The organism is Aquimarina macrocephali JAMB N27, assembly GCF_000520995.1.
GTDB lineage: Bacteria > Bacteroidota > Bacteroidia > Flavobacteriales > Flavobacteriaceae > Aquimarina > Aquimarina macrocephali.
Window position 1 is genome coordinate 26,449 of sequence record NZ_JACA01000051.1, and the last position, 24,176, is coordinate 50,624.

General features: G+C 33.5%; 23 protein-coding genes and 1 tRNA gene. 22 read left to right on the forward strand and 2 right to left on the reverse strand.

What is annotated here, in order from left to right:
• Positions 1-50 precede the first annotated feature (50 nt).
• The 9 genes from Z054_RS0123545 (at position 51) to Z054_RS0123585 (ending at position 12,711) form a co-directional block, all read left to right on the forward strand.
• Complete coding sequence (locus tag Z054_RS0123545; protein ID WP_024772477.1) at positions 51-890, forward strand: DUF6252 family protein; 840 nt, start codon at positions 51-53, stop codon at positions 888-890.
• Positions 891-1,105: 215 nt separating this feature from the next.
• Entirely contained in the window at positions 1,106-5,491 is a 4,386-nt protein-coding gene (gene dnaE / locus Z054_RS0123550) for a DNA polymerase III subunit alpha (protein WP_024772478.1), read from the forward strand.
• A 280-nt stretch (positions 5,492-5,771) separates the two neighbouring features.
• Positions 5,772-6,458, forward strand: a complete 687-nt coding sequence (locus tag Z054_RS0123555; RefSeq protein WP_024772479.1) for a hypothetical protein — start codon at positions 5,772-5,774, stop codon at positions 6,456-6,458.
• Positions 6,459-6,645: 187 nt separating this feature from the next.
• Complete coding sequence (gene trxA, locus Z054_RS0123560) at positions 6,646-6,963, forward strand: thioredoxin (protein ID WP_024772480.1); 318 nt, start codon at positions 6,646-6,648, stop codon at positions 6,961-6,963.
• Positions 6,964-7,105: 142 nt separating this feature from the next.
• Positions 7,106-8,035, forward strand: coding sequence for a DUF58 domain-containing protein (locus tag Z054_RS0123565; RefSeq protein ID WP_024772481.1), 930 nt, complete (start codon positions 7,106-7,108; stop codon positions 8,033-8,035).
• An 87-nt stretch (positions 8,036-8,122) separates the two neighbouring features.
• Positions 8,123-8,196 (forward strand) — tRNA-Asp (locus Z054_RS0123570).
• A 151-nt stretch (positions 8,197-8,347) separates the two neighbouring features.
• A complete protein-coding gene (locus tag Z054_RS0123575; protein WP_051473879.1) occupies positions 8,348-8,605 on the forward strand; it encodes a GIY-YIG nuclease family protein in 258 nt (85 codons plus the stop codon).
• Positions 8,606-8,799: 194 nt separating this feature from the next.
• Positions 8,800-9,531 carry an SIMPL domain-containing protein gene (locus tag Z054_RS0123580; RefSeq protein WP_024772483.1) on the forward strand — a complete coding sequence of 244 codons (732 nt, stop codon included), beginning with the start codon at positions 8,800-8,802 and terminating at the stop codon, positions 9,529-9,531.
• Positions 9,532-9,852: 321 nt separating this feature from the next.
• A complete protein-coding gene (locus tag Z054_RS0123585; protein ID WP_024772484.1) occupies positions 9,853-12,711 on the forward strand; it encodes a M4 family metallopeptidase in 2,859 nt (952 codons plus the stop codon).
• Between the two features lie 207 nt (positions 12,712-12,918).
• Here Z054_RS0123585 and Z054_RS31885 read toward each other — a convergent pair whose 3' ends face one another.
• Together Z054_RS31885 and Z054_RS0123595 are read right to left on the reverse strand one after the other, a co-directional pair.
• The gene (locus Z054_RS31885) at positions 12,919-13,413 is read right to left on the reverse strand and encodes a helix-turn-helix domain-containing protein (RefSeq protein ID WP_161635332.1); all 495 of its coding nucleotides are present in this window, start codon (positions 13,411-13,413) and stop codon (positions 12,919-12,921) included.
• 819 nt (positions 13,414-14,232) lie between these two features.
• The gene (locus tag Z054_RS0123595) at positions 14,233-14,733 is read right to left on the reverse strand and encodes a DUF456 domain-containing protein (RefSeq protein ID WP_024772486.1); all 501 of its coding nucleotides are present in this window, start codon (positions 14,731-14,733) and stop codon (positions 14,233-14,235) included.
• A gap of 170 nt (positions 14,734-14,903) precedes the next feature.
• On the opposite strand from Z054_RS0123595, the gene Z054_RS0123600 reads away from it, so the two are divergent.
• From Z054_RS0123600 to Z054_RS0123660, 13 genes are all read left to right on the forward strand, one after another.
• Positions 14,904-15,356: a hypothetical protein gene (locus tag Z054_RS0123600; protein ID WP_152538661.1), complete on the forward strand. Its 453-nt coding sequence runs from the start codon at positions 14,904-14,906 to the stop codon at positions 15,354-15,356.
• Positions 15,357-15,524: 168 nt separating this feature from the next.
• A complete protein-coding gene (locus tag Z054_RS0123605) occupies positions 15,525-15,884 on the forward strand; it encodes a BlaI/MecI/CopY family transcriptional regulator (protein WP_024772488.1) in 360 nt (119 codons plus the stop codon).
• A 5-nt stretch (positions 15,885-15,889) separates the two neighbouring features.
• Entirely contained in the window at positions 15,890-17,557 is a 1,668-nt protein-coding gene (locus Z054_RS29110; protein WP_024772489.1) for a M56 family metallopeptidase, read from the forward strand.
• Positions 17,547-18,716, forward strand: a complete 1,170-nt coding sequence (locus tag Z054_RS0123615) for a tetratricopeptide repeat protein (RefSeq protein WP_024772490.1) — start codon at positions 17,547-17,549, stop codon at positions 18,714-18,716. The genes Z054_RS29110 and Z054_RS0123615 overlap by 11 nt, the downstream gene beginning before the upstream one ends.
• Before the next feature lie 57 nt (positions 18,717-18,773).
• Positions 18,774-19,253 (forward strand): hypothetical protein, encoded by a 480-nt coding sequence (locus Z054_RS0123620; protein ID WP_024772491.1) that lies wholly within the window; start codon positions 18,774-18,776, stop codon positions 19,251-19,253.
• A gap of 54 nt (positions 19,254-19,307) precedes the next feature.
• Positions 19,308-19,865, forward strand: a complete 558-nt coding sequence (ruvC, locus tag Z054_RS0123625; RefSeq protein ID WP_024772492.1) for a crossover junction endodeoxyribonuclease RuvC — start codon at positions 19,308-19,310, stop codon at positions 19,863-19,865.
• Positions 19,866-19,926: 61 nt separating this feature from the next.
• On the forward strand, positions 19,927-21,063 hold the full coding sequence (gene hemW, locus Z054_RS0123630; RefSeq protein WP_024772493.1) for a radical SAM family heme chaperone HemW: 1,137 nt from the start codon (positions 19,927-19,929) through the stop codon (positions 21,061-21,063).
• A 30-nt stretch (positions 21,064-21,093) separates the two neighbouring features.
• Entirely contained in the window at positions 21,094-21,840 is a 747-nt protein-coding gene (locus Z054_RS0123635) for a cyclase family protein (protein ID WP_024772494.1), read from the forward strand.
• 2 nt (positions 21,841-21,842) lie between these two features.
• Positions 21,843-22,199: a DUF4260 domain-containing protein gene (locus Z054_RS0123640; RefSeq protein WP_024772495.1), complete on the forward strand. Its 357-nt coding sequence runs from the start codon at positions 21,843-21,845 to the stop codon at positions 22,197-22,199.
• Positions 22,200-22,304: 105 nt separating this feature from the next.
• A complete protein-coding gene (locus Z054_RS0123645; RefSeq protein ID WP_024772496.1) occupies positions 22,305-22,679 on the forward strand; it encodes a hypothetical protein in 375 nt (124 codons plus the stop codon).
• Between the two features lie 48 nt (positions 22,680-22,727).
• On the forward strand, positions 22,728-23,345 hold the full coding sequence (locus Z054_RS0123650) for a DUF4230 domain-containing protein (RefSeq protein ID WP_024772497.1): 618 nt from the start codon (positions 22,728-22,730) through the stop codon (positions 23,343-23,345).
• Positions 23,346-23,351: 6 nt separating this feature from the next.
• Complete coding sequence (locus Z054_RS0123655) at positions 23,352-23,756, forward strand: GNAT family N-acetyltransferase (protein ID WP_035093303.1); 405 nt, start codon at positions 23,352-23,354, stop codon at positions 23,754-23,756.
• A gap of 9 nt (positions 23,757-23,765) precedes the next feature.
• On the forward strand, positions 23,766-24,122 hold the full coding sequence (locus Z054_RS0123660) for an MmcQ/YjbR family DNA-binding protein (RefSeq protein ID WP_024772499.1): 357 nt from the start codon (positions 23,766-23,768) through the stop codon (positions 24,120-24,122).
• The last annotated feature ends 54 nt before the right edge of the window (positions 24,123-24,176 follow it).

The following is a 24,176-nucleotide window of genomic DNA, read 5'->3' on the forward strand; positions in this document are numbered from 1 at the left end:
CATATTTTTACGGTTTTTCCGTAATAAAATCATACTAAAGCCCCAAGCCTATGATTAAAAAAATTACCCCTCTATTGGCAGTAATCTGCCTTTTTTTAACTTCATGCTCTACAGATATCGAAATAAACACACCAGCTTTACAAGCAAAAATTGACGGTGAGTTATTTAGATCATCTATAAAAAAAGCTGTTATTTATGATGATGGTACATTGGTAATATCAGGAAGCTCGGGAGATAAATCTATAAGCTTTACGACTACATCTACTAATGTTGGAACCTATAAAACAGCTCTTCAAACCATAAGTAAGGTTAGTTTTCAAAAAAATCAAACAAAATTCATTTCTAAAGACGGAGAAACCGAAGGGGAAGTGTCAATAACAGAAATATATAATAATGAAATTTCTGGTAATTTTCATTTTAAAGACCTTAAAGATGATAATGGTAATCCAATAAATTTTAATAATGGATGGTTTTATAGATTACCATTAGAAAATGGTACAATTGAAGAAGAAGTAACTCAGGAAATTAATCCTTGTTTACTTAATGCTTCTTTAACCGCTATGGTTAATAATACTGAAATGATTACTGATGATCATACTGCCAAATTATTTGGTGTAGATGATGCCTCCATTCTCATTACTGCTACCAATGAAACTGAAGAAGTTAACATTGTATTTATGGCAGATGTAGCACCAGGCACATATCCATTAACCGGATCTGGAAATTATAGCGCCTCTTATGAAGTAAATAATGATAAGTCTTCTGCATTATCAGGAACCCTTATTATTACTAATCACGATATCGAGACCAAATGTATTAGTGGAAGTTTTGAATTTGAAACCCGAAGTGGTTCTCAAATATCACAAGGCTCCTTTGATTTTGGTTATTAATTTAATTACCCCTAAATAATTACCCTACTCGACTTTGCTCATGAAAAGCGATCATTTATGAAATGATCGCTTTTTTCATACCCCTATTTTCTTGTATCGACTACACTAAAAACCATGGTTAATAATTCTGGATAACTTTTCGAAAATCAAAGTATCATTTTAGTTATTTTTGAAAGTCCTTTGTAAGGGATAATTTTCTTGAAATACCTCTTTTTATGTACTTAGTTTTTGATACTGAAACCACCGGGTTACCAAAACGATGGGACGCCCCTATTAGCGACACCGATAACTGGCCAAGATGCATACAAATTGCATGGCAGTTACATGATGCTATGGGAAACTGTATCGAACACCAAGATTACCTTGTACGACCCGATGGATTTAATATCCCATATGATGCAGAAAAAATTCATGGTATCTCGACCGAGTTAGCAACCCAAGACGGTATTACATTACAAGAAGTATTAGACAAGTTCAATATTGCTCTATCCAAAACCAAATTTGTTGTCGGACAAAATGTTGGATTTGATGTTAATATTATGGGTGCAGAGTTCTATCGTCTTGACGTAGAAAATAAGTTACAGGAACTTCCTGTTTTAGACACCTGTACCGAAATCACAGCAGGATTGTGCCAAATTCCGGGCGGTCGTGGTGGCAAATTTAAACTCCCGACACTTACAGAACTTCATCAACATCTATTTGGCACTGCATTTGGCGAAGCACATAATGCTACTGCCGATGTAGAGGCCACTACCCGATGTTTTTTTGAATTGATTCGTAAACAGGTTTTTACAATCGAGGAACTTGATGTAGAAACAGATTATTTTCAAAATTTTGCAGAAACTAATCCTGAAACGATTCAGTTAATAGGATTAAAACATATCAATCTTAAAAAAGCTTCTCAGAAAATTCAAGAAGCACTTTCTAAAAAAGAAGATTCTGACTTATCCCAACAAGAGATTGATGATAATATTGCTGCTCTGGATGAAGTTAACTTTACCCACCTGCATAATCATACCCAGTTTTCGGTATTACAATCAACAACCAGTATTCCTGATTTAATAAATGTAGCTGCACAGCATAAAATGAATGCTGTTGCCATGACAGACCATGCTAATATGATGGGAGCTTTTCATTTTGTACAGGGAATCTCTAATCACAATGCAACTATAAAAGCAGCCAATGCGGAAGCAATAGAAAATGGACAAGAACCAGAAGGTGTAGAGATAAAACCTATTGTAGGTTGTGAGTTTTTTGTTTGCGAAAATCACACAGACAAGTCGAGAAAGGATAATGGATATCAAATTGTATTATTAGCCAAAAACAAAAACGGATACCATAATTTGGCAAAAATGTCCTCAACTGCTTTTGTTAATGGATTTTATTATGTTCCCAGAATTGACAAAGAAGTCATCAAACAATACAAAGAGGATATCATTGTTCTTACCGGAAACTTATACGGAGAAGTCCCTAGTAAAGTCCTTAATATTGGAGAAAAACAAGCAGAAGAAGCATTACTATGGTGGCATCAAGAATTTGGCGATGATCTATACATTGAGATTATGCGTCATAATCAAGAAGATGAAAATAGAGTAAACCAAGTATTAATCCAATTCGCAAAAAAACATAATATTAAGACCGTTGCTACCAACAACACATATTATTGCGAAAAGAAAGATGCTAATGCACATGATATTCTTTTATGTGTAAAAGACGGAGAAAAGCAAGCTACTCCTATTGGTCGTGGCAGAGGATATCGATATGGCCTACCAAACCAGGAATATTACTTCAAATCTCAGGAAGAGATGAAAGACCTCTTCAAAAATCTACCAGAAGCGGTCATAAATATCCAGGAAATCGTAGATAAAATTGAGCCTTTTGTACTTGCCAGAGATGTATTATTGCCTGCGTTTGATATCCCCGAAGAATTTAGATCCGAAGAAGACCTGGTCGATGGAGGTAAACGAGGTGAAAATAAATATTTAAGACATATCACTTACGAAGGTGCAAAAAAACGATATGGAGATATAACTCCCTCAATCGATGAGCGTCTGGATTTTGAATTACAGGTAATCGAAAAAACCGGATACCCAGGATATTTCTTGATTGTAGAAGATTTTATTCGAGCCGCTCGTGACATGGATGTCTCTGTAGGTCCTGGACGTGGATCGGCTGCTGGATCTGCAGTAGCCTATTGTCTGTGGATCACTAATCTTGACCCTATTAAATACGATTTGCTTTTTGAGCGTTTCTTAAATCCAGATCGTGTAAGTATGCCCGATATTGATATTGATTTTGATGATGAAGGCCGAAGCCGTGTCATGGACTATGTAATTGAAAAATACGGTTCCAATCAAGTAGCACAGATCATTACTTATGGTACAATGGCTGCCAAATCTTCAATACGAGATACCGCGCGAGTATTAGATCTTCCACTTGGTGATGCAGATCGTATTGCAAAGCTTATCCCTAACATGTCAAAACTCGGAAAGATTTTTGGTGTGGACGAAGCTACATTAAAGAAAAAATTTAGAAGCGACGAATTAGAAAAAGTTAATGAACTTCTTAATATCGCCGAAGGCAGTGATCTCGAAGCAGAAACACTTAACCAAGCCAGAGTATTAGAAGGCTCTGTTAGAAACACCGGAATTCATGCTTGTGGAGTTATCATAACACCAGATGATATTACCAAATTCGTCCCTGTAGCATTAGCTAAGGATTCTGAAATGTACTGTACACAGTTTGACAACTCTGTAGTTGAAAATGCAGGACTACTAAAAATGGATTTCCTGGGGTTAAAAACATTAACCTTAATTAAGGATACTGTTAAGATTGTAAAAGCAAAACATGGAGTAGAACTAGATCCCGAAAACTTCCCTCTTGATGATGAAGAAACCTATGCTCTTTTCCAAAGAGGAGAAACTGTAGGGGTATTCCAATATGAATCTCCAGGGATGCAAAAATACATGAAGGAACTTAAGCCTACTGTTTTTGCTGATCTTATAGCAATGAATGCCTTATATCGTCCTGGGCCATTAGAATACATACCTAGTTTTATCAATAGAAAACATGGTACAGAGGAAATCATTTATGATCTTGAAGCTTGTGAAGAGTACTTAAAAGAAACCTACGGAATTACGGTTTATCAAGAGCAAGTGATGTTGCTTTCGCAAAAATTGGCAAATTTCACCAAAGGTGAAGCCGATGTACTACGTAAAGCAATGGGTAAAAAACAAAAGGCAGTTCTTGATAAGATGAAGCCTAAGTTTATAAAGCAAGCTTCAGAAAAAGGTCATGCAGAAGATAAACTAGAAAAGATATGGAAAGATTGGGAGGCTTTTGCTGCCTACGCATTTAATAAATCTCACTCTACCTGCTATGCCTGGATTGCTTACCAGACAGCATATCTAAAAGCACACTATCCAGCAGAATATATGGCGGCTGTGCTTTCTAATAATATGAACGACATCAAACAGGTCACCTTCTTTATGGAGGAATGCAAACGTATGAAACTGGATGTACTAGGACCCGATGTAAATGAATCCTATCGTAAGTTTTCGGTAAACAAAGATGGAGCCGTTCGTTTTGGAATGGGAGCCATAAAAGGTGTAGGAACTGGTGCTGTAGCTACCATAGTAGAAGGCCGAAAAGAAGATGGACCATACAGATCTATCTTTGACCTTGCCAAACGTATCGATCTTCGTGCAGCTAATAAAAAAGCATTCGAAAGTTTAGCTTTGGCCGGAGGTTTTGATTCCTTTTCTGAAACTCATAGAGGACAATATTTTCATGAAGAGGGAGACGGTATTACTTTCTTAGAAAAAGCAGTACGATATGGATCCAAATTTCAGGAAAGTGAAAATTCTTCACAAGTAAGTCTATTTGGAGAAGCTAGTGATGTACAAATCCCCGAACCCATAGTACCGCCTTGCGAAGAATGGGGAACAATGGAAAAATTAGCACGTGAAAAAGAAGTCGTAGGAATATACCTCTCTGGTCACCCCTTAGATGATTTTAAATATGAAATGAAATATTTCTGCAATGGCACCTTGCTCAATTTTGCAGATCTCGAAGGTAATATTAATCGTGAAATCTCTTTTGGAGGAGTAATTTCTAACGTAGAACATCGTACATCCAAAAATGGTAAAGGCTGGGCTACTTTTATGATAGAAGATTATAACACAGCTCACGAATTCAGGATTTTTGGCGAAGAATACCTAAAACATCGTCCTTTCCTGGTAAAAAGCACCTTTGTATATTCCAAAGCTTTTATTAAAGAAGGCTGGGTAAACCGTGATACTGGTAAAAAAGGAGATCCCAGAATACAATTTAATAGCTTTCAATTATTGCACGATGTAATGGAAACCTATGCAAGAAAACTTACAATCCAAATGGATATTAATGAGCTTTCTGACTCTAGAATAGATGACTTAAAAGAATTGCTAACAGAGCATACTGGAAATCATACACTCAATTTTGTAATTTATGAAATGGCCGAACAGTTAAAACTGCACATGCCTAGCCGAAAACAAAAAGTAAATATCTCTCCAGAATTACTTGTTGCTCTTGAGGATGAATCCATATACTATAAATTAAACTAAAACATAATACCTTACACTTATACACAGAAGTTATCGCGTATAATTGATTAGATTTATGAAAGAAAAGACAGGTAACTAAAAACTATTAAATCGAACCCGGTTTTCTTATATCAACAAAATCACCAAAACTTCTTACTATCTGATTTTCTTGACATAAGGAAAGAACTTTAGCTTAGAAAGCTGCTACATTTGTTCTTAATGTATATTTAAAATAGCATTAAACACTAATTACTCATAGTGTTAGAACAAACAACAACCTTGTTAGATATAAAACCCTGTTATGTTAGAAAATTTAGCTCCTTATATTTCAATTATTTTTATTATCACCACTTGCATTAGTGTCTTTTTATTTTATATAGCATCTCATAGTTCCAAAAGAGTTTTGTTTCTCATTATAGTATGGGCAAGTATACAGGGGATACTGGGGTATTCATCTTTTTATTTAGACACCTCATTACCTCCTCGCTTTAGCCTAGCAATTATCCCTCCTTTATTACTTGTTGCTATTTTGTTTTTTACAAAAAAAGGAGAAACATTCATTGGTCAGCTTGATATCAAAATACTCACAATACTTCATACCATAAGGATACCTGTAGAATTAGTTTTATACTGGTTATTTTTACACAAATCAATACCAGAACTCATGACTTTTTCGGGTAGAAATTTTGACATACTTGCAGGAATAACAGCTCCATTTGTATACTATTTTGGGTATATACATAAAATTCTTTCTCCAAAATTTCTATTAGGCTGGAATTTGATATGCTTATTACTATTATTATTTATAGTAATAAATGCCATACTTTCCTTTCCTTTCCGGTTTCAGCAGTTTGCTTTTGATCAGCCTAATGTCGCTTTGTTTTACTTCCCATTCGTGTGGTTGGCATCTGTAGTAGTTCCTATTGTATTATTTTCTCATCTGGTTTCAATACAATATTTATCCAAACAACTTAAAATTCTAAAATAATTCAACTTATACTGATCATTTTTGAGATGTAATTTGCTATAAAGTAATACTTTCATATTATATTTGGTATCAGAAAATCAAATAACCCTATAGTCAAAACAAATATTACTGATGTAAGCTTTGGCAGAATTATTGACTAATTTTGTGAATATTAAAATAACAAGAATTTTTTAAATAATAAATAACTATGGCACTAGAAATAACAGATGCTACTTTTGATGAGGTAGTACTTAAAAGTGATAAACCTGTATTGGTTGATTTTTGGGCGGCTTGGTGTGGTCCATGTAGAATGGTAGGCCCTATCATCGAACAAATTAGTGAAGAATATGACGGAAAAGCCGTTGTTGGTAAAGTAGATGTTGATGCGAATCAAGAATTTGCTGCCAAATATGGTGTAAGAAATATTCCTACAGTATTGGTTTTTCAAAATGGAGAAGTAGTAGGACGTCAAGTAGGAGTTTCTCCTAAGAATGTATATGCAGAAGCATTAGATTCTTTGATGTAAAAGACTATCATTAAAAAATAAAAAAAGGTTTGACTTATAAGTCAAACCTTTTTTTATGAATACTAATTTTGTAATACGTATATTGTTATCATTAAAAAATTAAGAATATAGATCTTCGCTTTTTTATAAAAGAATATTACCTATGGACATTCAAAAAGAGATTAATAAAACCGGAGGGTTCACTAATCTGGAATTACTTGCCAAGCAAGTTGTAGAAGGTTTCATATCGGGTATGCATAAGAGTCCTTTTCATGGTTTTTCTGCTGAGTTCGCAGAACATAAAGTGTATAATAATGGAGAAAGTACCAAACACATAGACTGGAAACTTTTTGCTAAAACAGACAAACTATTTACCAAACGATATGAAGAAGAAACAAACCTGAGATGTCATATTATTATCGATAATTCTTCTTCTATGCATTACCCTCATGTAAAAGAACATCGTCTAGGTTCATTAAATAAAATTAGCTTTTCAGTTTTAGCCACAGCTTGTTTGATGAATATCCTTAAAAAGCAACGTGATGCCATCGGATTAAGTATTTATAGTGATGAATATGATTATTACGCCCCAGAAAAAGGTAGTGAGAGGCATCATCAAATGTTACTTAATCAATTAAATAAAACCATAACAAGCACCTCCAAAAGCAAGAATACAGATACTTTTAAGTTTTTACACCTGATTGCCGAAAAAATACATCGCCGGTCATTGATTTTTTTGTTCACTGATATGTTACAAGCTACATCTAATCCTGAAAAATTATTTGAAGCTCTTAGACATCTTAAATACAACAAACACGAGGTTATTCTCTTTCATACGTTTGATAGTGAGAAAGAATTAAATTTTGACTTTAGTAATCGACCTACCCGATTTGTAGATGTAGAAACAGGCGATCATATTAACCTATACGCAGATAATATAAAAGATAATTATCAAAAAGTAGTATCTTCTTATTTTTATGATCTAAAAATGAAATGTGCTCAATATGGTATAAAATATGTTGAGGCTGATACCACAAAAGATTTTGATAAAATATTAACCACTTATTTTGTTGAAAGACAGAAATTTACATAAGCTAAATATTATAAAGGCAAAAAAAACAAAAAAAAACATTTGCGGGTAATAAAATGAGGTGTATATTTGCATCCGCAATAAGGCCTTGGTCTGGTAGTTCAGTTGGTTAGAATACCTGCCTGTCACGCAGGGGGTCGCGGGTTCGAGTCCCGTCCAGACCGCAAAATTGCAAAAAAGCTTCAATTTATGTTGAGGCTTTTTTTAGCAAGAAAATGTTGTGTTGTTCCCGAGTTATTCGGGATGGTTTAGTAGTAAACCGATGAGAAGCTTTTCCATAAATTTGGAGAGGCTTTTTTTAATTCCAATAAAAAAATGAATCCAATATACACCGTCTACATAATTCAGAGTTTGAAAGACGATTCTTTTTATATTGGGTACTCTGCAAATATTGAAGAAAGAATAAGCAAACACAATAATGGAAATAGTAGATATACTTCCAAAAAAATTCCATGGAGATTAGTCTATACCGAGGAGTTTTCTTCAAAAAGTGATGCTATAAAAAGAGAACGTTTTCTCAAAAAACAGAAAAATAGAAATTTCTACCTCAGATTAATCCAAAATAAAAATTGAGATCGCGGGTTTCCCGAGTACTCGGGATCCAGACTGCAAAATTGCAAAAAAGCTTCAATTTATGTTGAAGCTTTTTTTAATTTAGGAAAGAATCGATCTAACCCAAAACATGCAGCAGTTAAATATCCCTGTATTCGGGGGATTTCAACATCCTATTTATACTTACCTTAGACCTTGAGTAAAATTTCAAAAAAATGAAAACTAATATTAGTTCTGTTCTTTTTTCGTTAGCCATTGTCATTTCTTCTATAGTTTTAGGGAATGCCTATATGAATCGCAATAAACCCAAAAGAACAATTGCCGTTACAGGACATGGTACCACCAATTTCACTTCGGATCTCATCGTTTGGGAAGGAGGATTCACCAAAGCAAATATCGACCTGCAACAAGCATATAAAAACCTTAAGGAAGATAAAAAAACAGTTACTGATTATTTAAGCTCTAACGGGATCGATATAAAAACTGTAGTTTTTGATGCAGTAACAACCGATCGTATCACAAAACCAAATTATTCTAATGCTGGCAATTATCTTGGTGAAAGCTTTACTGGATATCAACTCTCACAAACCATAAAAATAAACTCTAACGAAGTTGAAAAGGTTGAAAAAATATCTAGAGAAATCACAATGTTATTAAACAAAGGTGTTCAGTTTTCTTCAAAAAAGCCTCGGTATTACTATACAAAACTTGCAGAGCTCAAAATCGAAATGATTTCAAAAGCAACCGAAAATGCACAATTAAGAGCAGAGAAAATAGCTAAGAATTCTGGATCAACACTCGGCGAGCTAACTCTTGCCAAAATGGGTATTTTTCAAATAACTGGTAAATATTCGGGAGAAGATCATTCCTGGGGCGGTGCACTAAACACTTCTTCGAGAGAAAAGACAGCTGCTATTACTACAAAACTCATCTACACACTAAAATGATTTTTCTACAGTGATGTTGACATAAGAAAGCAAAAAAATCATCTTTACATTGTTGAAAAAATAAAATTACATATGTTATTCTTGTGAAAAATGTTAAAATATCAAATACAAAACATGTTTTTGTCTTAAAAAAAACACCAAAAACGACTTTCTGGTCATTCTTTAGCAAAATCCTATAATTAACTAATAATAAAGACATTAAGGTGTCTTAATATTTTACATAAGCCGTCTTAACCATAGTTTAGGACAGGTGTTTGTTGATACAAAACCTTGTTTAGGATACTTTCGTCTGCTTAATATACAAACACAAAATCAACAATTATGAAAAAAAGATTAAACATCTTAATTGCATTTGCAATGATGATTATGCTTTCTTCTTATGGACAGGAGAAGTATAACATTGTTCAAAAAGGGGGCAACGGAATGGCTCCCAATGCTATCGATTTTGATGCTACTCAAAACGCAGCAAAAAAATCATCATTCTCTTCTCCAGAGAATTTTATGACAGAACACTTTGGTACAGTATCAGGACAAGGAGTTATCGTTTCTGATGTTATCAAAGATGAATTAGGGTTTACACATTACCGTTTACAACAATCTATTAATGGGATTCCTGTAGAGAGTTCTATGTATTTAATCCACGTTAAAAATGAGCAAGTAACTTCTGCCAACGGAGAATGGTTTACAGCAATACCAGCTAAATCTTTTGCAAAGAGCAGTACGCTATCTTCTGATCAAGCATTACAAAAAGCAAAAGACGTAATCAAAGCAAAACGATACGTTTGGGAAGCTAGAGCTCCCAGAACTAACAACAAAACTTTCAATGATGAGAAAGTAAGTGGTGAAGGCGAATTAGTTTACATCACTAAAAACAATGCAATGAACGCTGATGCATTGAGATTAGCTTACAAATTCGACATGTATTCTGTTGAGCCTTTTGGACGTAAAGAAGTTTTTGTGGATGCTGCTAACGGTGAGATTCTTTTTATTGAAGAAAAGATACACCACGTAGATGGTACTACAGATACAGGATATTATGGCCCTCAAAACATAACTGTTACACAAACAGGTGGTCGATATGAAATGAGACAATCCGGAGACAGAAAGCTCGCTTTGTATGATATGCGAGGAGCACAACTACAAGTAAATGCTTCACAAACAGCAATACTTGAACCTACAAACTCTCGTACTATCTATTCTAATCAAACCAAGGATTTCAGAATTGGTGGGGAGCAAAATCACAGAACAGCAGCATATTGGGGAGCAGAGAAAACCTGGGACATGTTTAAAAACGAGTTTAACCGCTCTAGTTATGACAATAAAGGAAGTAATATCAACATATATGTAAATGGAGCTGGTCGATATGGTGATGATAATGCTTTCTGGTCTGGTACCTGGATGTATTATGGAAATACAAAACAACTTCAAGGAACTCCTGTTACTGCATTAGATGTAGTGGGTCATGAGATGGCACACGGGGTTACTCAGGAAACAGGTAAAATGGTATATCAAGGAGAATCTGGAGCGCTTAATGAATCGTATAGTGACATGTTTGGTTCTTTGGTAGAGTATTATACATTTAATAAAGTGGTAGACGCTAAGGTTTGGAAACTGGCAGACAAACACCCAGATCCAAGACTTAAAAGAGATCTTTCTAACCCTAAATTACACAATCAGCCTGATACGTACAGTGGCACTAAGTGGGTATCAACTGCACAAGGTTCTGCAGATAATGGAGGAGTACACACCAATAGTGGTGTAATGAACCATTGGTTTTATATTGTATCTCAAGGAGCTAAAGGATCTAATGATAGCGGTACAGCTTATGACGTAGAAGGTATTGGCATCGAAAAAGCAGGAAAAATCGCGTATCGTTCTTTAACCAATTACTTAACAAGAAGCTCGAAGTATGCTCAAGCTCGTAATGCAGTAATTAATGCAGCTAAAGATTTATACGGTGCTAATTCTTGTGAATTAAAAGTGGTTACTAACGCAATGAACGCTGTGGGTGTTGGTGCTAAATACACTGGTAACGCAAATTGTGGCGGTGGTGGTGATTGCTCTGCTATAAGCGGAGTAGCAGCATCTAATATTATTAAAAATGGTGCTACAATTAACTGGAATGCTGTTTCAGGCATCTCTACGTACACTTTTGAGTACAAAAAAGCTGCAGATGCATCATATACTGCATCTTCTGTAACAGGAACTAGTAAAACATTAGATGGATTAACTGTTGATACAGCGTATGAAATACGTTTAAAATATGCTTGTACAAATGGCGAAACTGCACCATACTCAACCGTAGTACAATTTACTACTACTGCCGATGGTGGAGGTGACTGTAAAGCAGTTACAGGAGTGAACTCTTCTAATATAGCTATTAATTCTGCAACAGTAAGTTGGACTGGTATAAGTGGAGTATCAAACTATACTTTTGAGTATAAAAAAGCTACAGATGCTTCTTATACAACTTCTACAGTTTCTGGAGCGACTACTAACCTAACAGAACTTACAGCAAACACCAAATATGAGGCAAGAGTAAAATACACTTGTTCTACAGATGGCGGTACAGATCCTTGTGCTGGTGTACCAGCATATCAATCAGGTAGCACATACCAGACTGGTGATAAAGTTACTTATTCAGGTAATTTATATGAAAAAACTGCTCTTTCATGGAAAAACCTAGGTCCTTGTGGTGGATCTGGTGGTAACCAAGTAGATGCCCCTTATTCTACCGTGATAAGCTTTACTACATTAGAAGACACTAATGGTAACAACTGTGATAATATCCCAGAATACCAAGCAGGAACTACTTATACTGTTGGAGCTAAAGTAAAATACTTTGGTACCATATATGAGTTAACTGCTTCAGGTTGGGTAGTTATTGGTTCTTGTGATGCTACATTTTTTGCCTCAGCATTCGGAAGTGACCTAAATAACGCTACTGGATTTAATGTGTACCCAAATCCAGCATCGAAAGATCTTAACATATCTTTCAAATCTTTAGATAATGTTTCTCAAATCAGAATTGTTAATATGCTAGGAAAAGTAGTATACAACAAAGAAGTAAAATCAACTTTAGGAAATAACACCATAAAGGTTGATGTATCTCGATTAAACCCTGGAATTTACTTTGTAAAGAGAGGAAATCATGAGGTGAAGAAAGTAATTATTAAATAGTAAGTTATTTGTGTAGTTATGAATATCAGCTAACTTTTCTAACTCAACTTAGATTTTAGCAGAAAGAATCGCCCGGAAATATTTCCGGGCGATTTTATTTTTATTCCTTACTTAAATATTGGACGTCAAGTTTTAAGTAAGGTCATCAAAAATATAGATATCATGTACCTATCATTAAACGAATCTATAAACCAATTCTCTTTAAAATTAGATAGCATCAGAATTTAGGCTCTCAAAATAATCTGAAGGGGAAATACCTACAATATCTTTAAAGTTTTTATAAAAAGAAGCTCTAGAATTAAACCCAGCTTCTTTTGCTAATGCTGTATTGCTATATTTTTGATATTTCTCTGATTCTATTAGTGTTTTAAATTCTTCAACCCTGTAATGATTAAGATACATATTAAAGTTCTTATACTCCATTTCATTAATAGTTTTAGAAATGCTACGGCTTGACACTCCTACTCTTTTTGCAAAAGTTTTTAAAGTCATATCCTGATCCAGAAAAGCCTTTTCCTCTACCATATATCTCTCTATTTCCTTTGAAACCCGCTCATAGATTTCTTTATTTTCTTCTTGTTTACGCTTTGATGATTCTACCTCACTTTCAGACGTGATATTAACAATGTTAATTTGCACCAAACTTCCTATGGTAAAATAATACAATAATAATGAAGCCAAACTATCGGATACGGTTGTCATATATTTAATATCTGATAAAACAGTCAAAGATGCTAATGCTATTACATGATAAACAATAAATACAATACAAAATATTTTTAACCATAACAGAGATTTATATTTTGTATCCGTGTAAAAGAAAGGTAAAAAAGTAGTATGACTCCTAATAACCAACAGTATTCTGATACACATATATGCTATAAAAATTGAGGAAGAAATTATATAAGAATATAAAAATATTATGGTTTTAGAGGAATATACTAAATCCGGAGTTTCATTTACTTTAACAAAAATCAAAGATAGAATAAAGAATTCTAGTACAGCAGGAATATAATATCGATACTTATTCCTAATCTCGATGCCCGCAGTCTCTACAGCATAGAAATAAATAAGAATTATATTTAAAAAATTAAATCTAAAAGGATTGTAAGTTGCTATATATTGATCCGTATTTCGCATCAAAACGTAGCTGAATAATTCTATACTAAGAAAAATGAAAAAAAAACCCAGATATTTATTTACCTTTTGTTTTTTAGATTTATAAAAAATCAGGGTTAAGGCAACTATCAGGGATTGTATACCCAATACTAAAAAGAAAATAAATATTGTATCCATAAAAAAAGTTGAGTTTGTGTGTGTGTGTTTGCAAAATACTTATTTTTTTCACAAAATTTATGCCAAATCCGCAATAAAATCTTCAATACGCCTTCTACATATCTTACACTTATAAATAACCAGTATATAGGAATATTATTATATAGGATATATAGACTTATATATCAAAATGAATATTTCTGATCAAGATTCTTGTTAAGAAGACTATGATATCAATGCAAGGATTTAAAACAGTTCTCCCCAACTCTCCCATACTTTTACAAAAAAGAAGATGAGGAATCCAACAGATACGATAAATTTAAGAAATGTACCTGCCAAAAAACCAATAAAAGAACCAAAAGCAGCCTTTAATGCCTTTGAAGATTCGCTACTGTCTTTTATAAGCTCCCCAATAAATGCGCCAGCAAAAGGGCCTATTATAATACCAAAGGGCCCCATAAATATGATCCCTATAATAAGGCCAAGAGAGCTACCTATCATTCCATATTTGGTGCCTCCAAATCGTTTTGTACCTAGTGCAGGAACGATATAATCAAGGATCCAAACTACTATCGATATCCCTAAAGTAATTCCTAAAAAAGTCCAGTTTTGTGGGATTGCATCTGTAAAATGGATTATCAATAATCCTATCCATGAAGTAAATGGCCCGGGTAATACAGGAAGAAAACTTCCTACCAACCCCAGGAGGCAAAATAAAAACCCTATGATGATTAATGCTATATCCATGTTCTTTATTTATATGACGATAATGTTTCTGATTTGTTACGCCAATATCAATTAACTATGCCTTTCATCTATTAGTTTCTTTATATACATTTTAATACGCTTTTATTTATTTTTTTTGTTCACGCAAACACAAATAAATCATTAATTGATTATAAAACTACCCAAAAATTATGCGATCCATTTTAATAGTATCTATTGGATTAATGATGTTTTCTACATCTTTTTCTCAAGATAACCCTTCTATAAAATGTAACAATTCAACAAACGAACGCATAAGAAGAAATTGTATCATTAATACAATTCAGGAATTTGTAGATGCTAATTATAATATTGCAGCAATAACATCCTATGCGAAGCCAGGTGCTAATCGAGTGTACACCCGATTTAAAATTGATCAAATTGGTCGAATCGTTGATATCCAGGCAAAATCGTCATCTATAGAGTTAGAACTAGAAGCCATAAAAACGCTACAATCTTTTCCGTATACGATTCAAAGATCAGAAAAGACTTCTACAGAAGAGAAAGAAGTTTTCGAAAACATATACACCCTACCTATTGTATTCGAAATACAAGCGACAGAGATCAACCTGTCTTCGCAAAAACGAATAACCGGTAACGATTAATTCTAATAAATTCTGAATCCTGCTTTTCTAAATACACACAGTCAACTTTTAATCTTTTCAACTAAAAAATTAGTTTAAACTAATTTTTTAGTTATATTCGCTTTATAGAACTAAGCTTTTAGTTAAATCATTTTCGCCTTTGCGGAAATACAATACAACAGCAAATAGATGAAACAACTTACAAAAGCAGAAGAAGAAGTAATGCAATGGTTATGGCAACTAGAAGAAGCTAATGTTGCTTCTATTATTGAGCAAATGCCAGAACCTAAACCTGCATACAACACCATTTCTACAATTATCAGAATCCTGGAAAACAAAGAATTTGTTTCTCATCGTAAAGAAGGCAAAGGCTACATCTACTTCCCTCTTGTTAAAAAAGAAGAATATAGTAATCAATCTCTTAACAAGTTGATGAACAATTATTTTAATGGGTCTTTTAGGAATATGGTTTCTTTTTTTGTAAAAAAGAATGATATGGATATCAAGGATCTGGAACATATCTTAAAAGAATTGGATAAAGAAAAATAGAAATCATGCTCTACTACCTACTACAAACTGTTATTTTTCAAGTCCTGTTTTTGGTTCTTTATGATGTCTTTCATAAAAAAGATACGTTCTTCTCTTTAAACAGATTGTACTTGTTAAGCACCTCTGTACTTTCTTTTATTTTGCCTTTTATAAAGATCAAAAGTATACGAGAAAATATCCCTGAAGAATACATCTTTCAGCTACCAACAGTATTTATAGGACAGCAAACCGGAGCAGAAGCCTTTTCTGCATTATACATTTCGGATTCTATGGGAAATATGAATTGGTGGCCGCTATGTTATGGAATTGGAGCCTTTTTTATGCTTATTTTATTCATCCGGAAAATTGTAAAACTTAGGCTATTAAAAAAGTGTTCAGGTTTTAATCGCATAGAAAATTATACTGTCTATACATTAATTAATAGCAAAGATGCCTTCTCATTTTGGAACACAATATACTTGGGAGATCAAATATCAGATATAGAAAAAGAACAGATTATCACTCATGAAATCATTCATCTCAAGGAAAAACATTCTTTAGATTTATTGTGGTTTGAATTTTTAAAAATTATCTTTTGGTTTAATCCGCTAGTATATGTGTACCAATCTAAGACAAACACTCTTCACGAATTTATTGCAGATGCAAAAAGCATTAAAATACTAGGAAAGAGAAAATATTGCGAACAATTACTAACCAGTGTTTTTGATACTGAAAACATAAAATTTATCAATCAATTTTATGATCATTCGTTACTTAAAAAACGAATCGTCATGTTACAAAAATCACAATCACAATCGATCGCCAAATATAAATATCTGGCCATTATACCTGTACTGGTTCTCATGCTAGTTTTCACTTCTTTTTCTGAAAAAGAAACTTCTGATAATTTTTTTGATAAAGAACAAATTACAACTCCTACCATAAAAGGAACAGAGCAATTACAAACAGAAAAAAAAGGCTCTTCTGATTATAGTATTAAAAAAGGAATTCCATTTACTCTAATCGATAAAATCCCTACAACAAAAACATGTAAAGAGATCACAGGTAAGAGTCTAATAAAAAATTGTGTTTCTGATGAAATCAAAAAATTTGTAAATGCTAATTTCAATATAAAAGCTATACAACCTTATGCAAAACCAGGTGTAAATCGTATATACGTCCGCTTTAAAATTGACAGCACAGGAGCAATCACTGATATCCAGGCTCGTGGGCCAGCTGCTGCTCTTGAAACTGAAGCCAGAAGAGTGATTAGCTCAATACCACCAATGATCCCCGGGGAACACGAAGGTAAGAAAGTAGCCGTTTTATATTCATTACCCATTATAATCCAGATAAAAGAGGATAAAAGTGAAAACCAAAAAAAGCTCCTAACAAACAATAAAGACGCTCTTGCACTAACAGAGACATTTCTTGATAAGAAAGTTCAGGATATTAAATCAGGGTATTATTTGATTACTAATATTTTTAAGCATAAAAAATATTTGGATAAGCGTCTACAAGAATTAAAAACAAGAGGGTTAAACCCAAAATTCTATAAAAATCCAAAAGACGGATATTTTTATATATATATCAAAAGATATGATACTCAGGAAGAAGCTAAGAAAATGCTTCGTTCTAATATGAATAAAAAATACAATGAAGATTTATACATCCAACGAATAAATGGCAAATAAAAAAAAGCGCACAGTTCTATTATTACTACTAGTATTTTGTTTAATCATTCAAGCCAAAGCCCAGTCTTCGGCCTTGACCATAGCCGATAGTTTATATAGTTATGGGGATTACTCTAATGCGATTAAAAAGTACCAGGAAATAGTACCTAAAGATCAATATATAGTATTACAAATCGCAAAATCACATAGAGCCAAAGGAACTTATACAGATGCACTATCGTACTACAAACAAGTATTAAAAACCACGAACCTTACCACTTCTGTAAAATTAGAATACGCCAAATTATTGATGATCACTGGTAAACTAAAAAAAGCAGATAGCATGTATACAGACCTTGTTTTGAAGCATCCAAAAAATCCTGATTTTCAGTATCGATTAGGGGTAATTAAAAAAAAGCAGAAAGACACACTGGCGATCTCTTATTTTAAAGAAGCTTTTCGGCTAGATAGTACACATCAAAAAAGTTGTTTTGAAATCTCTAAGAGTTACCTAAAAAAAAGGAATTACGATATGGTCTTGAAAACAGCAAATATAGGCCTGAGTTCATATTCTGAAAATGTTGAACTCATAGGTGTTTTGGGGCAGAATTTTTTATTTCGCAAAGATTATGATACCGCACTCCCGTATTTTCAAAAACTGCTTAAACTAAATCAGGAAAATGAATTTATACATTCTAAACTAGGATTGTGCTACAGCAAAACTTATGAATACAAAAAGGCGATTCCTCATTTTAATGAAGTACTAAAATATGACAGCAAATCCCCGAATACCTATTCATTACTGGGACATGCTTATGAACAGCTCAAAAAATATGACAATGCATTAGAATATTACCAGAAAGCACTTGCACTAAAAGACACCCCCATAGAAGAAGATCTTCTTTCTATTGCATTGATATATCGGTTTCAGGAAAAATGGAAAAAAGCGATACAGTATGCCAAACTAGCAATTAAAGAAAATCCGGATAATACTAGAGCTCACTATCAATTAGCAATGTTTGCAGATGCTCACTATCAAGACCCGGAAATTAAGCTAAAGTATTACAACAATTATCTGAAAAAGTTTGATACAGTTAAAAAAGATTATTTTAATATGATTGTCAAAAAAAGAATAGCTCAGCTGGAAGAAGAAATTCAAAATAAAACCAAAAACAAGTAATACTTCTCTCTCTTAAAAATTTTATGTAGTTTGGCTATCCGAAATAGTCTACGCATAATGAGTGTAAGGAATTGGTATATAGGTCTATTGGTTTTTATGTTGTTTTCATGTAAAGACTTTGTGCTTAAAAAAGAGCATAAAGACGATATCATAAAAGAAGGACTAGAGAAACTAAACTGGAACGAAGTAGAACAACCTCCACTATTCGCAGTTTGTAAGCAAAAATCTGAAGAAGAACTAGAACAATGTTTTCAGAATACAATTACACAGCATATACATAACTACCTTATAAAACATACTGTTACAGTAAAAGAAGCTATTAACGATACTATATGGGTTCCTTTACTTATCACTAATGAGGGAAAAATTATACTCGAAGATTTTAGATTGCCACCTGATATAAAAGCACAAATCCCAGATCTAAAAGACAGTTTAGAGAAAAGTATTAGTTCTCTGCCAGAGGTTAAACCTGCCCATACGCGCAGTACACCTGTTACTACACTCTATAGGCTTCCTTTAGTAATACATATAGATTAAAACTGTACTTATTCTTAATTGCGTAGTTTTGTAATATAAAACATATCCTTTCTTTTGAGTAACGAAAAAATTATACTAGGTATTGATCCCGGAACCACAATTATGGGGTTTGGACTTATTAAAGTTCAAAATAAAAAAATGTCTTTTCTACAATTAAATGAGCTTCAACTCAGTAAGTATGATGATCATTATTTAAAGCTAAAACTTATTTTTGAACGTACGGTAGAACTTATCGATACCTATCACCCAGATGAAATTGCGATAGAAGCTCCTTTTTTTGGTAAAAATGTACAATCAATGCTTAAACTGGGGAGAGCCCAGGGAGTAGCCATGGCAGCAGGACTTAGTCGAGAAGTACCTATTACCGAGTATTCTCCCAAAAAAATCAAGATGGCAATTACAGGTAACGGTAATGCAAGTAAGGAACAGGTGGCCAAAATGTTACAAAACCTCTTACAGCTCAAAACACTTCCTAAAAATCTGGATTCTACCGATGGTCTTGCTGCAGCGGTATGCCATTTTTATAATATGGGTCGAGCTGATATCGTGGGTAAAAGCTATACAGGTTGGGCCGCTTTTGTAAAACAGAACGAAAAACGGGTGAAAAAATAACTACAAATTATGGTTTTTGATGATTTCAAATCTATAAATCCTAATTCTAAAATCTAACAGTATCAGCGGTATTTATATTCATATCCCATTTTGTAAGCAAGCTTGCCACTATTGTGATTTTCATTTTTCGACTTCGATGAAGAAAAAAGATGAAATGATTACTGCGCTATGCAATGAAATTAAATTGCGAAAACCAGAAGTCGATATCAATGAAACCATCAAGACCATATACTTTGGTGGTGGCACACCAACTGTGCTATCTATAGATGAGTTGCAACGTATTATAGATGTCATTTATGAAAACTATCAGGTTGCTGAAGAAGCAGAAATAACAATCGAAGCCAATCCAGATGATCTTACCGAAGAGAAAATAGAATTGTTGGCCAAAAGTAACGTAAATCGTTTGAGTATAGGTATTCAATCATTCTTTGAAGAAGATCTCAAAATGATGAATCGTGCTCATAATGCCAAAGAAGCTAAAAAATGCCTCTCTCTGGCGACTCGCTACTTTGATAATATCTCGATAGACCTGATTTATGGCATTCCAAATATGTCAATAGATCGATGGAAACAAAATATCCAATTAGCATTGGATTTTAAAGTACCGCATATTTCCTGCTATGCCTTAACAGTAGAACCTAACACTGCATTACCAAAATTGATCGAAAAAGGAGAAATCCCTTCGGTTGATGATAATGTGGCGCAAAAACATTTTGAAATCCTCGTAGAGTCCTTAGAAAAGGAAGGTTTTAAACATTATGAATTATCTAATTTTGGTAAGCCCGGATACTTCAGTAAAAATAATACCGCATACTGGCAAGGGAAACGCTATCTCGGTATTGGACCTTCTGCACATTCCTATAACGGAAAACAACGAAGTTGGAACATTAATAACAATGTAAAATATATCAAAGCGTTACAGCAAAATCAACTCCCCAGAGAGATTGAAAACTTAACTATTACCGATGCCTACAATGAATATATCATGACAGGATTACGTACCATTTTGGGGGTATCCTTGCAAAAAATAGAAAAGGATTTTGGAGAAAAACACAAAGAATATCTCCTTAAACAAGCAAAAAAACATATCGATACTCATCTTTTATGTTTAGATGGTGATACATTATTTATAACCAAAAAAGGAAAGTTTTTAAGTGATGGTATTGCAAGTGATCTTTTCTTACTAAATTTAGAGTGATTTTCTCCCTAAAAATAGTTGGAAGAACATATGATTACAACAATAGAACACAATAATCAGTCTTACAAAATTGATCTTTCAAAACCGTTAGATATATCCATTCCTTTAAGAGCATCTCAAGAAAATGTAAATGCATGGTATATTGATCGCCCCAGAATTGAGCCTGTAACAGATGGAGAATGGATCGGAAAAGTATCCGAAGGTGCTTCAACAAACTTTAATAATATTTATTTTAATCCTCATGGCCATGGTACCCATACCGAATGCGTTGGTCATATCACTCCCGAATTCTATAGCATCAATGATGCATTAAAACAGTACTTTTTTATAGCTGAAGTCATTTCTATTCTGCCAGAAAAGCAAGGAGAAAATCAGATAATTACCAAAGATCAGATTGAAGCTGCAATAACTTCTATACAACCAGAAGCATTAATTATAAGAACGCTTCCTAATACAAAAGATAAATGTAATAAACACTACTCTAATACCAACTGGCCTTTTCTTACGGAGGAAGCTGCTAGGTATTTAAAAAAGTTGAACATAGAACATCTTCTCATTGATCTGCCATCTGTCGATAAAGAAAAAGATGACGGAAAATTATTGGCTCACAAGGCCTTCTGGGGCTATCCCAAAGCAACTCGACATTATGCTACAATCACAGAAATGATTTATGTAGACACCAAAATCTCAGACGGGCAATATCTTCTTAATCTTCAGATAGCACCCTTTGTAAACGATGCCTCACCAAGTAAACCTGTTTTGTATAAAATGTTGTAAAAATGAAAACAACCCTAAAGCTCGAAGAAATTGCAATGCTTGGATTAGGAATCTATTTATTTAGTTTACTATCCTATGCCTGGTGGTTATTTTTGGCTTTATTCCTCCTACCCGATATCGGAATGTTAGGATACATTATAAATAATAGAGTTGGAGCATTAAGTTATAATATATTTCATCATAAAGGGATTGCAGTTTTGATTTATATTATGGGAGTATACATCTCTAACGAGCTATTACAGCTTTCTGGAGTTATTCTTTTTGCGCATGCTGCATTCGACAGAATTCTGGGATACGGCTTGAAATATGAAAAAGGGTTTAAATTCACGCATCTAGGCGAAATAGGCAAAAACGAATAGAACAAAGTTATTTCTAGTATAACTTTTAACTAAAATATAACAACATCCAAAGGCAACTTTTTTAGTTACATTTCATCTAGGTAATAGATCAAAAGTTCAAAAATAATGAAAACAAGACCATTCTCTTACGTATTGAAAATTTTTAGTATTCTTTTTTTATTTGCTGCTTTTTCATTCTCCTGTTCTGGTGATAATTCCAAAGAACCAGATCCCAATACTAGTTTGGCAAAACTTAAAATAACGCCTAAACAATGCAAAGAACCCTGGTTACATTCAGAAGGCAACACATTAGAAAACAAAGTTCAAAACTACCTTAAAACCCTAAATATCAAACTTAAAGGTTTCGAAAATATCACTCCCAAAGATGTGGTAATGTGCGAAGCTTGTGAGATATGTTCTGGCCCTACAATTACCATAAAAGTAGATAAAACTCATGTCGATCGTTTGATTAAAGAAGGATTTTCTCTAGTACCTAATTAATATAAATACCTCTATTTTCTTAAACGATATTCTTCATATCTTTACGCCATGGAGTTATTGTTTATCGGACTTTTAGGAGGAGCTATTGTAGCATATTTTATTTTTGCACGATTTAGTGCTGCTAAAAACAAATCATCTGTACGAACACAATCTGTTGTACTTAAAGAAAAAATTAAAAGCGTTTGTAAATTAGTTACTGTTGAAGGTGATTTTGCTGAAATCTACCATTATGAAAGCGTAAAAGAAAAATTCTTTAAATTACTATCGGGAACCAAAAAAGCATTGATTATTATCGAAGCTAAAGCATATGTAGGATTTGATTTATCCCTGATAGCATTAGAGAGTGACACCAAAAATAAACGAATTATCCTTACTCATTTTCCGCAACCAAAACTCTTAACTATAGAAACCGATTTTAAGTACTATGACAAAAAAGAAGGCTGGCTTAACCCTTTTACCTCTGGTGACCTTACAGATCTTAACAAAGAAGCTAAGCAATTTATAAAAGATAAAATCCCTCAGAGTGGATTAATGGAATCTGCAAAAAAGGAAGCCCTGACAGCTATTTCACTTATGGAAACTCTTGCAGAATCTATTGGATGGACATTAGATTATTCTGCTTTAAAAATCGACGACAATAATCAAGATGCAAAACAGTTAGAATAAAGAACAATGAGTATAGTTATTTCTACCGATAAAGAAAAATTAGATATCAACTTTATCCATGAGTTTTTAACTCGCTCTTACTGGGCAACGGGCAGAACTAAAGAACAAGTAAAAACCACTATTGAACATTCGTTGTGTTTTGGACTGTATCTTGATGAAAGACAAATAGGTTTTACAAGAGTGTTAACAGATTATGTAGTATTTGCCTATTTAATGGATGTATTTATTATAGAACAACAACGGGGAAATGGATATTCGAAGCAGTTAATGCAAGCAATAATGGATCATCCAGAACTACAAGCTATTCGAAGATGGATGCTACTCACAAAAGATGCTCATAAACTATATCAACAATTTGGGTTTGATAGTATAGACAACCCTTCATGGGTGATGGGGAAATTAAATATATAAACTTTTAAAATGAACATCGAAGCATTCAGAGAATATTGTTTATCAAAAAAAGGAGTTACAGAAGAATTCCCTTTTGATGAAAGCACCTTGGTTTTTAAAGTAATGGGTAAAATGTTTGCTCTAACAGGATTAGATCGAATGCCTTTTAGTGTAAACCTAAAATGTGATCCTGATCGTGCTATCGAACTTCGTGAATATCACCCAGAAATAACTCCTGGATATCATATGAGTAAAAAACATTGGAATACTGTTAACTTTTCTGGTGGTTTACCTACTAATATGATACTCGAATTGATCAATCACTCTTATGACCTAGTAGTAAGCGGTCTGACCAAAAAAGTAAAACAAGAATTAGAAAATCTTTAATAGTAAAAAATAGTAGAATCATTAATTACCTTCTCAAGGGATAATAAGAGAGTT

What these genes read in the sequence shown, in the direction of transcription:
- Z054_RS0123545 (WP_024772477.1), top strand. Translation starts at nt 51, where the DNA reads ATGATTAAAAAAATTACCCCTCTATTGGCAGTAATCTGCCTTTTTTTA.
- dnaE (WP_024772478.1), top strand. Translation starts at nt 1,106, where the DNA reads ATGTACTTAGTTTTTGATACTGAAACCACCGGGTTACCAAAACGATGG.
- Z054_RS0123555 (WP_024772479.1), top strand. Translation starts at nt 5,772, where the DNA reads ATGTTAGAAAATTTAGCTCCTTATATTTCAATTATTTTTATTATCACC.
- trxA (WP_024772480.1), top strand. Translation starts at nt 6,646, where the DNA reads ATGGCACTAGAAATAACAGATGCTACTTTTGATGAGGTAGTACTTAAA.
- Z054_RS0123565 (WP_024772481.1), top strand. Translation starts at nt 7,106, where the DNA reads ATGGACATTCAAAAAGAGATTAATAAAACCGGAGGGTTCACTAATCTG.
- Z054_RS0123575 (WP_051473879.1), top strand. Translation starts at nt 8,348, where the DNA reads ATGAATCCAATATACACCGTCTACATAATTCAGAGTTTGAAAGACGAT.
- Z054_RS0123580 (WP_024772483.1), top strand. Translation starts at nt 8,800, where the DNA reads ATGAAAACTAATATTAGTTCTGTTCTTTTTTCGTTAGCCATTGTCATT.
- Z054_RS0123585 (WP_024772484.1), top strand. Translation starts at nt 9,853, where the DNA reads ATGAAAAAAAGATTAAACATCTTAATTGCATTTGCAATGATGATTATG.
- Z054_RS31885 (WP_161635332.1), bottom strand. Translation starts at nt 13,413, where the DNA reads ATGACAACCGTATCCGATAGTTTGGCTTCATTATTATTGTATTATTTT.
- Z054_RS0123595 (WP_024772486.1), bottom strand. Translation starts at nt 14,733, where the DNA reads ATGGATATAGCATTAATCATCATAGGGTTTTTATTTTGCCTCCTGGGG.
- Z054_RS0123600 (WP_152538661.1), top strand. Translation starts at nt 14,904, where the DNA reads ATGCGATCCATTTTAATAGTATCTATTGGATTAATGATGTTTTCTACA.
- Z054_RS0123605 (WP_024772488.1), top strand. Translation starts at nt 15,525, where the DNA reads ATGAAACAACTTACAAAAGCAGAAGAAGAAGTAATGCAATGGTTATGG.
- Z054_RS29110 (WP_024772489.1), top strand. Translation starts at nt 15,890, where the DNA reads ATGCTCTACTACCTACTACAAACTGTTATTTTTCAAGTCCTGTTTTTG.
- Z054_RS0123615 (WP_024772490.1), top strand. Translation starts at nt 17,547, where the DNA reads ATGGCAAATAAAAAAAAGCGCACAGTTCTATTATTACTACTAGTATTT.
- Z054_RS0123620 (WP_024772491.1), top strand. Translation starts at nt 18,774, where the DNA reads ATGAGTGTAAGGAATTGGTATATAGGTCTATTGGTTTTTATGTTGTTT.
- Z054_RS0123635 (WP_024772494.1), top strand. Translation starts at nt 21,094, where the DNA reads ATGATTACAACAATAGAACACAATAATCAGTCTTACAAAATTGATCTT.
- Z054_RS0123640 (WP_024772495.1), top strand. Translation starts at nt 21,843, where the DNA reads ATGAAAACAACCCTAAAGCTCGAAGAAATTGCAATGCTTGGATTAGGA.
- Z054_RS0123645 (WP_024772496.1), top strand. Translation starts at nt 22,305, where the DNA reads ATGAAAACAAGACCATTCTCTTACGTATTGAAAATTTTTAGTATTCTT.
- Z054_RS0123650 (WP_024772497.1), top strand. Translation starts at nt 22,728, where the DNA reads ATGGAGTTATTGTTTATCGGACTTTTAGGAGGAGCTATTGTAGCATAT.
- Z054_RS0123655 (WP_035093303.1), top strand. Translation starts at nt 23,352, where the DNA reads ATGAGTATAGTTATTTCTACCGATAAAGAAAAATTAGATATCAACTTT.
- Z054_RS0123660 (WP_024772499.1), top strand. Translation starts at nt 23,766, where the DNA reads ATGAACATCGAAGCATTCAGAGAATATTGTTTATCAAAAAAAGGAGTT.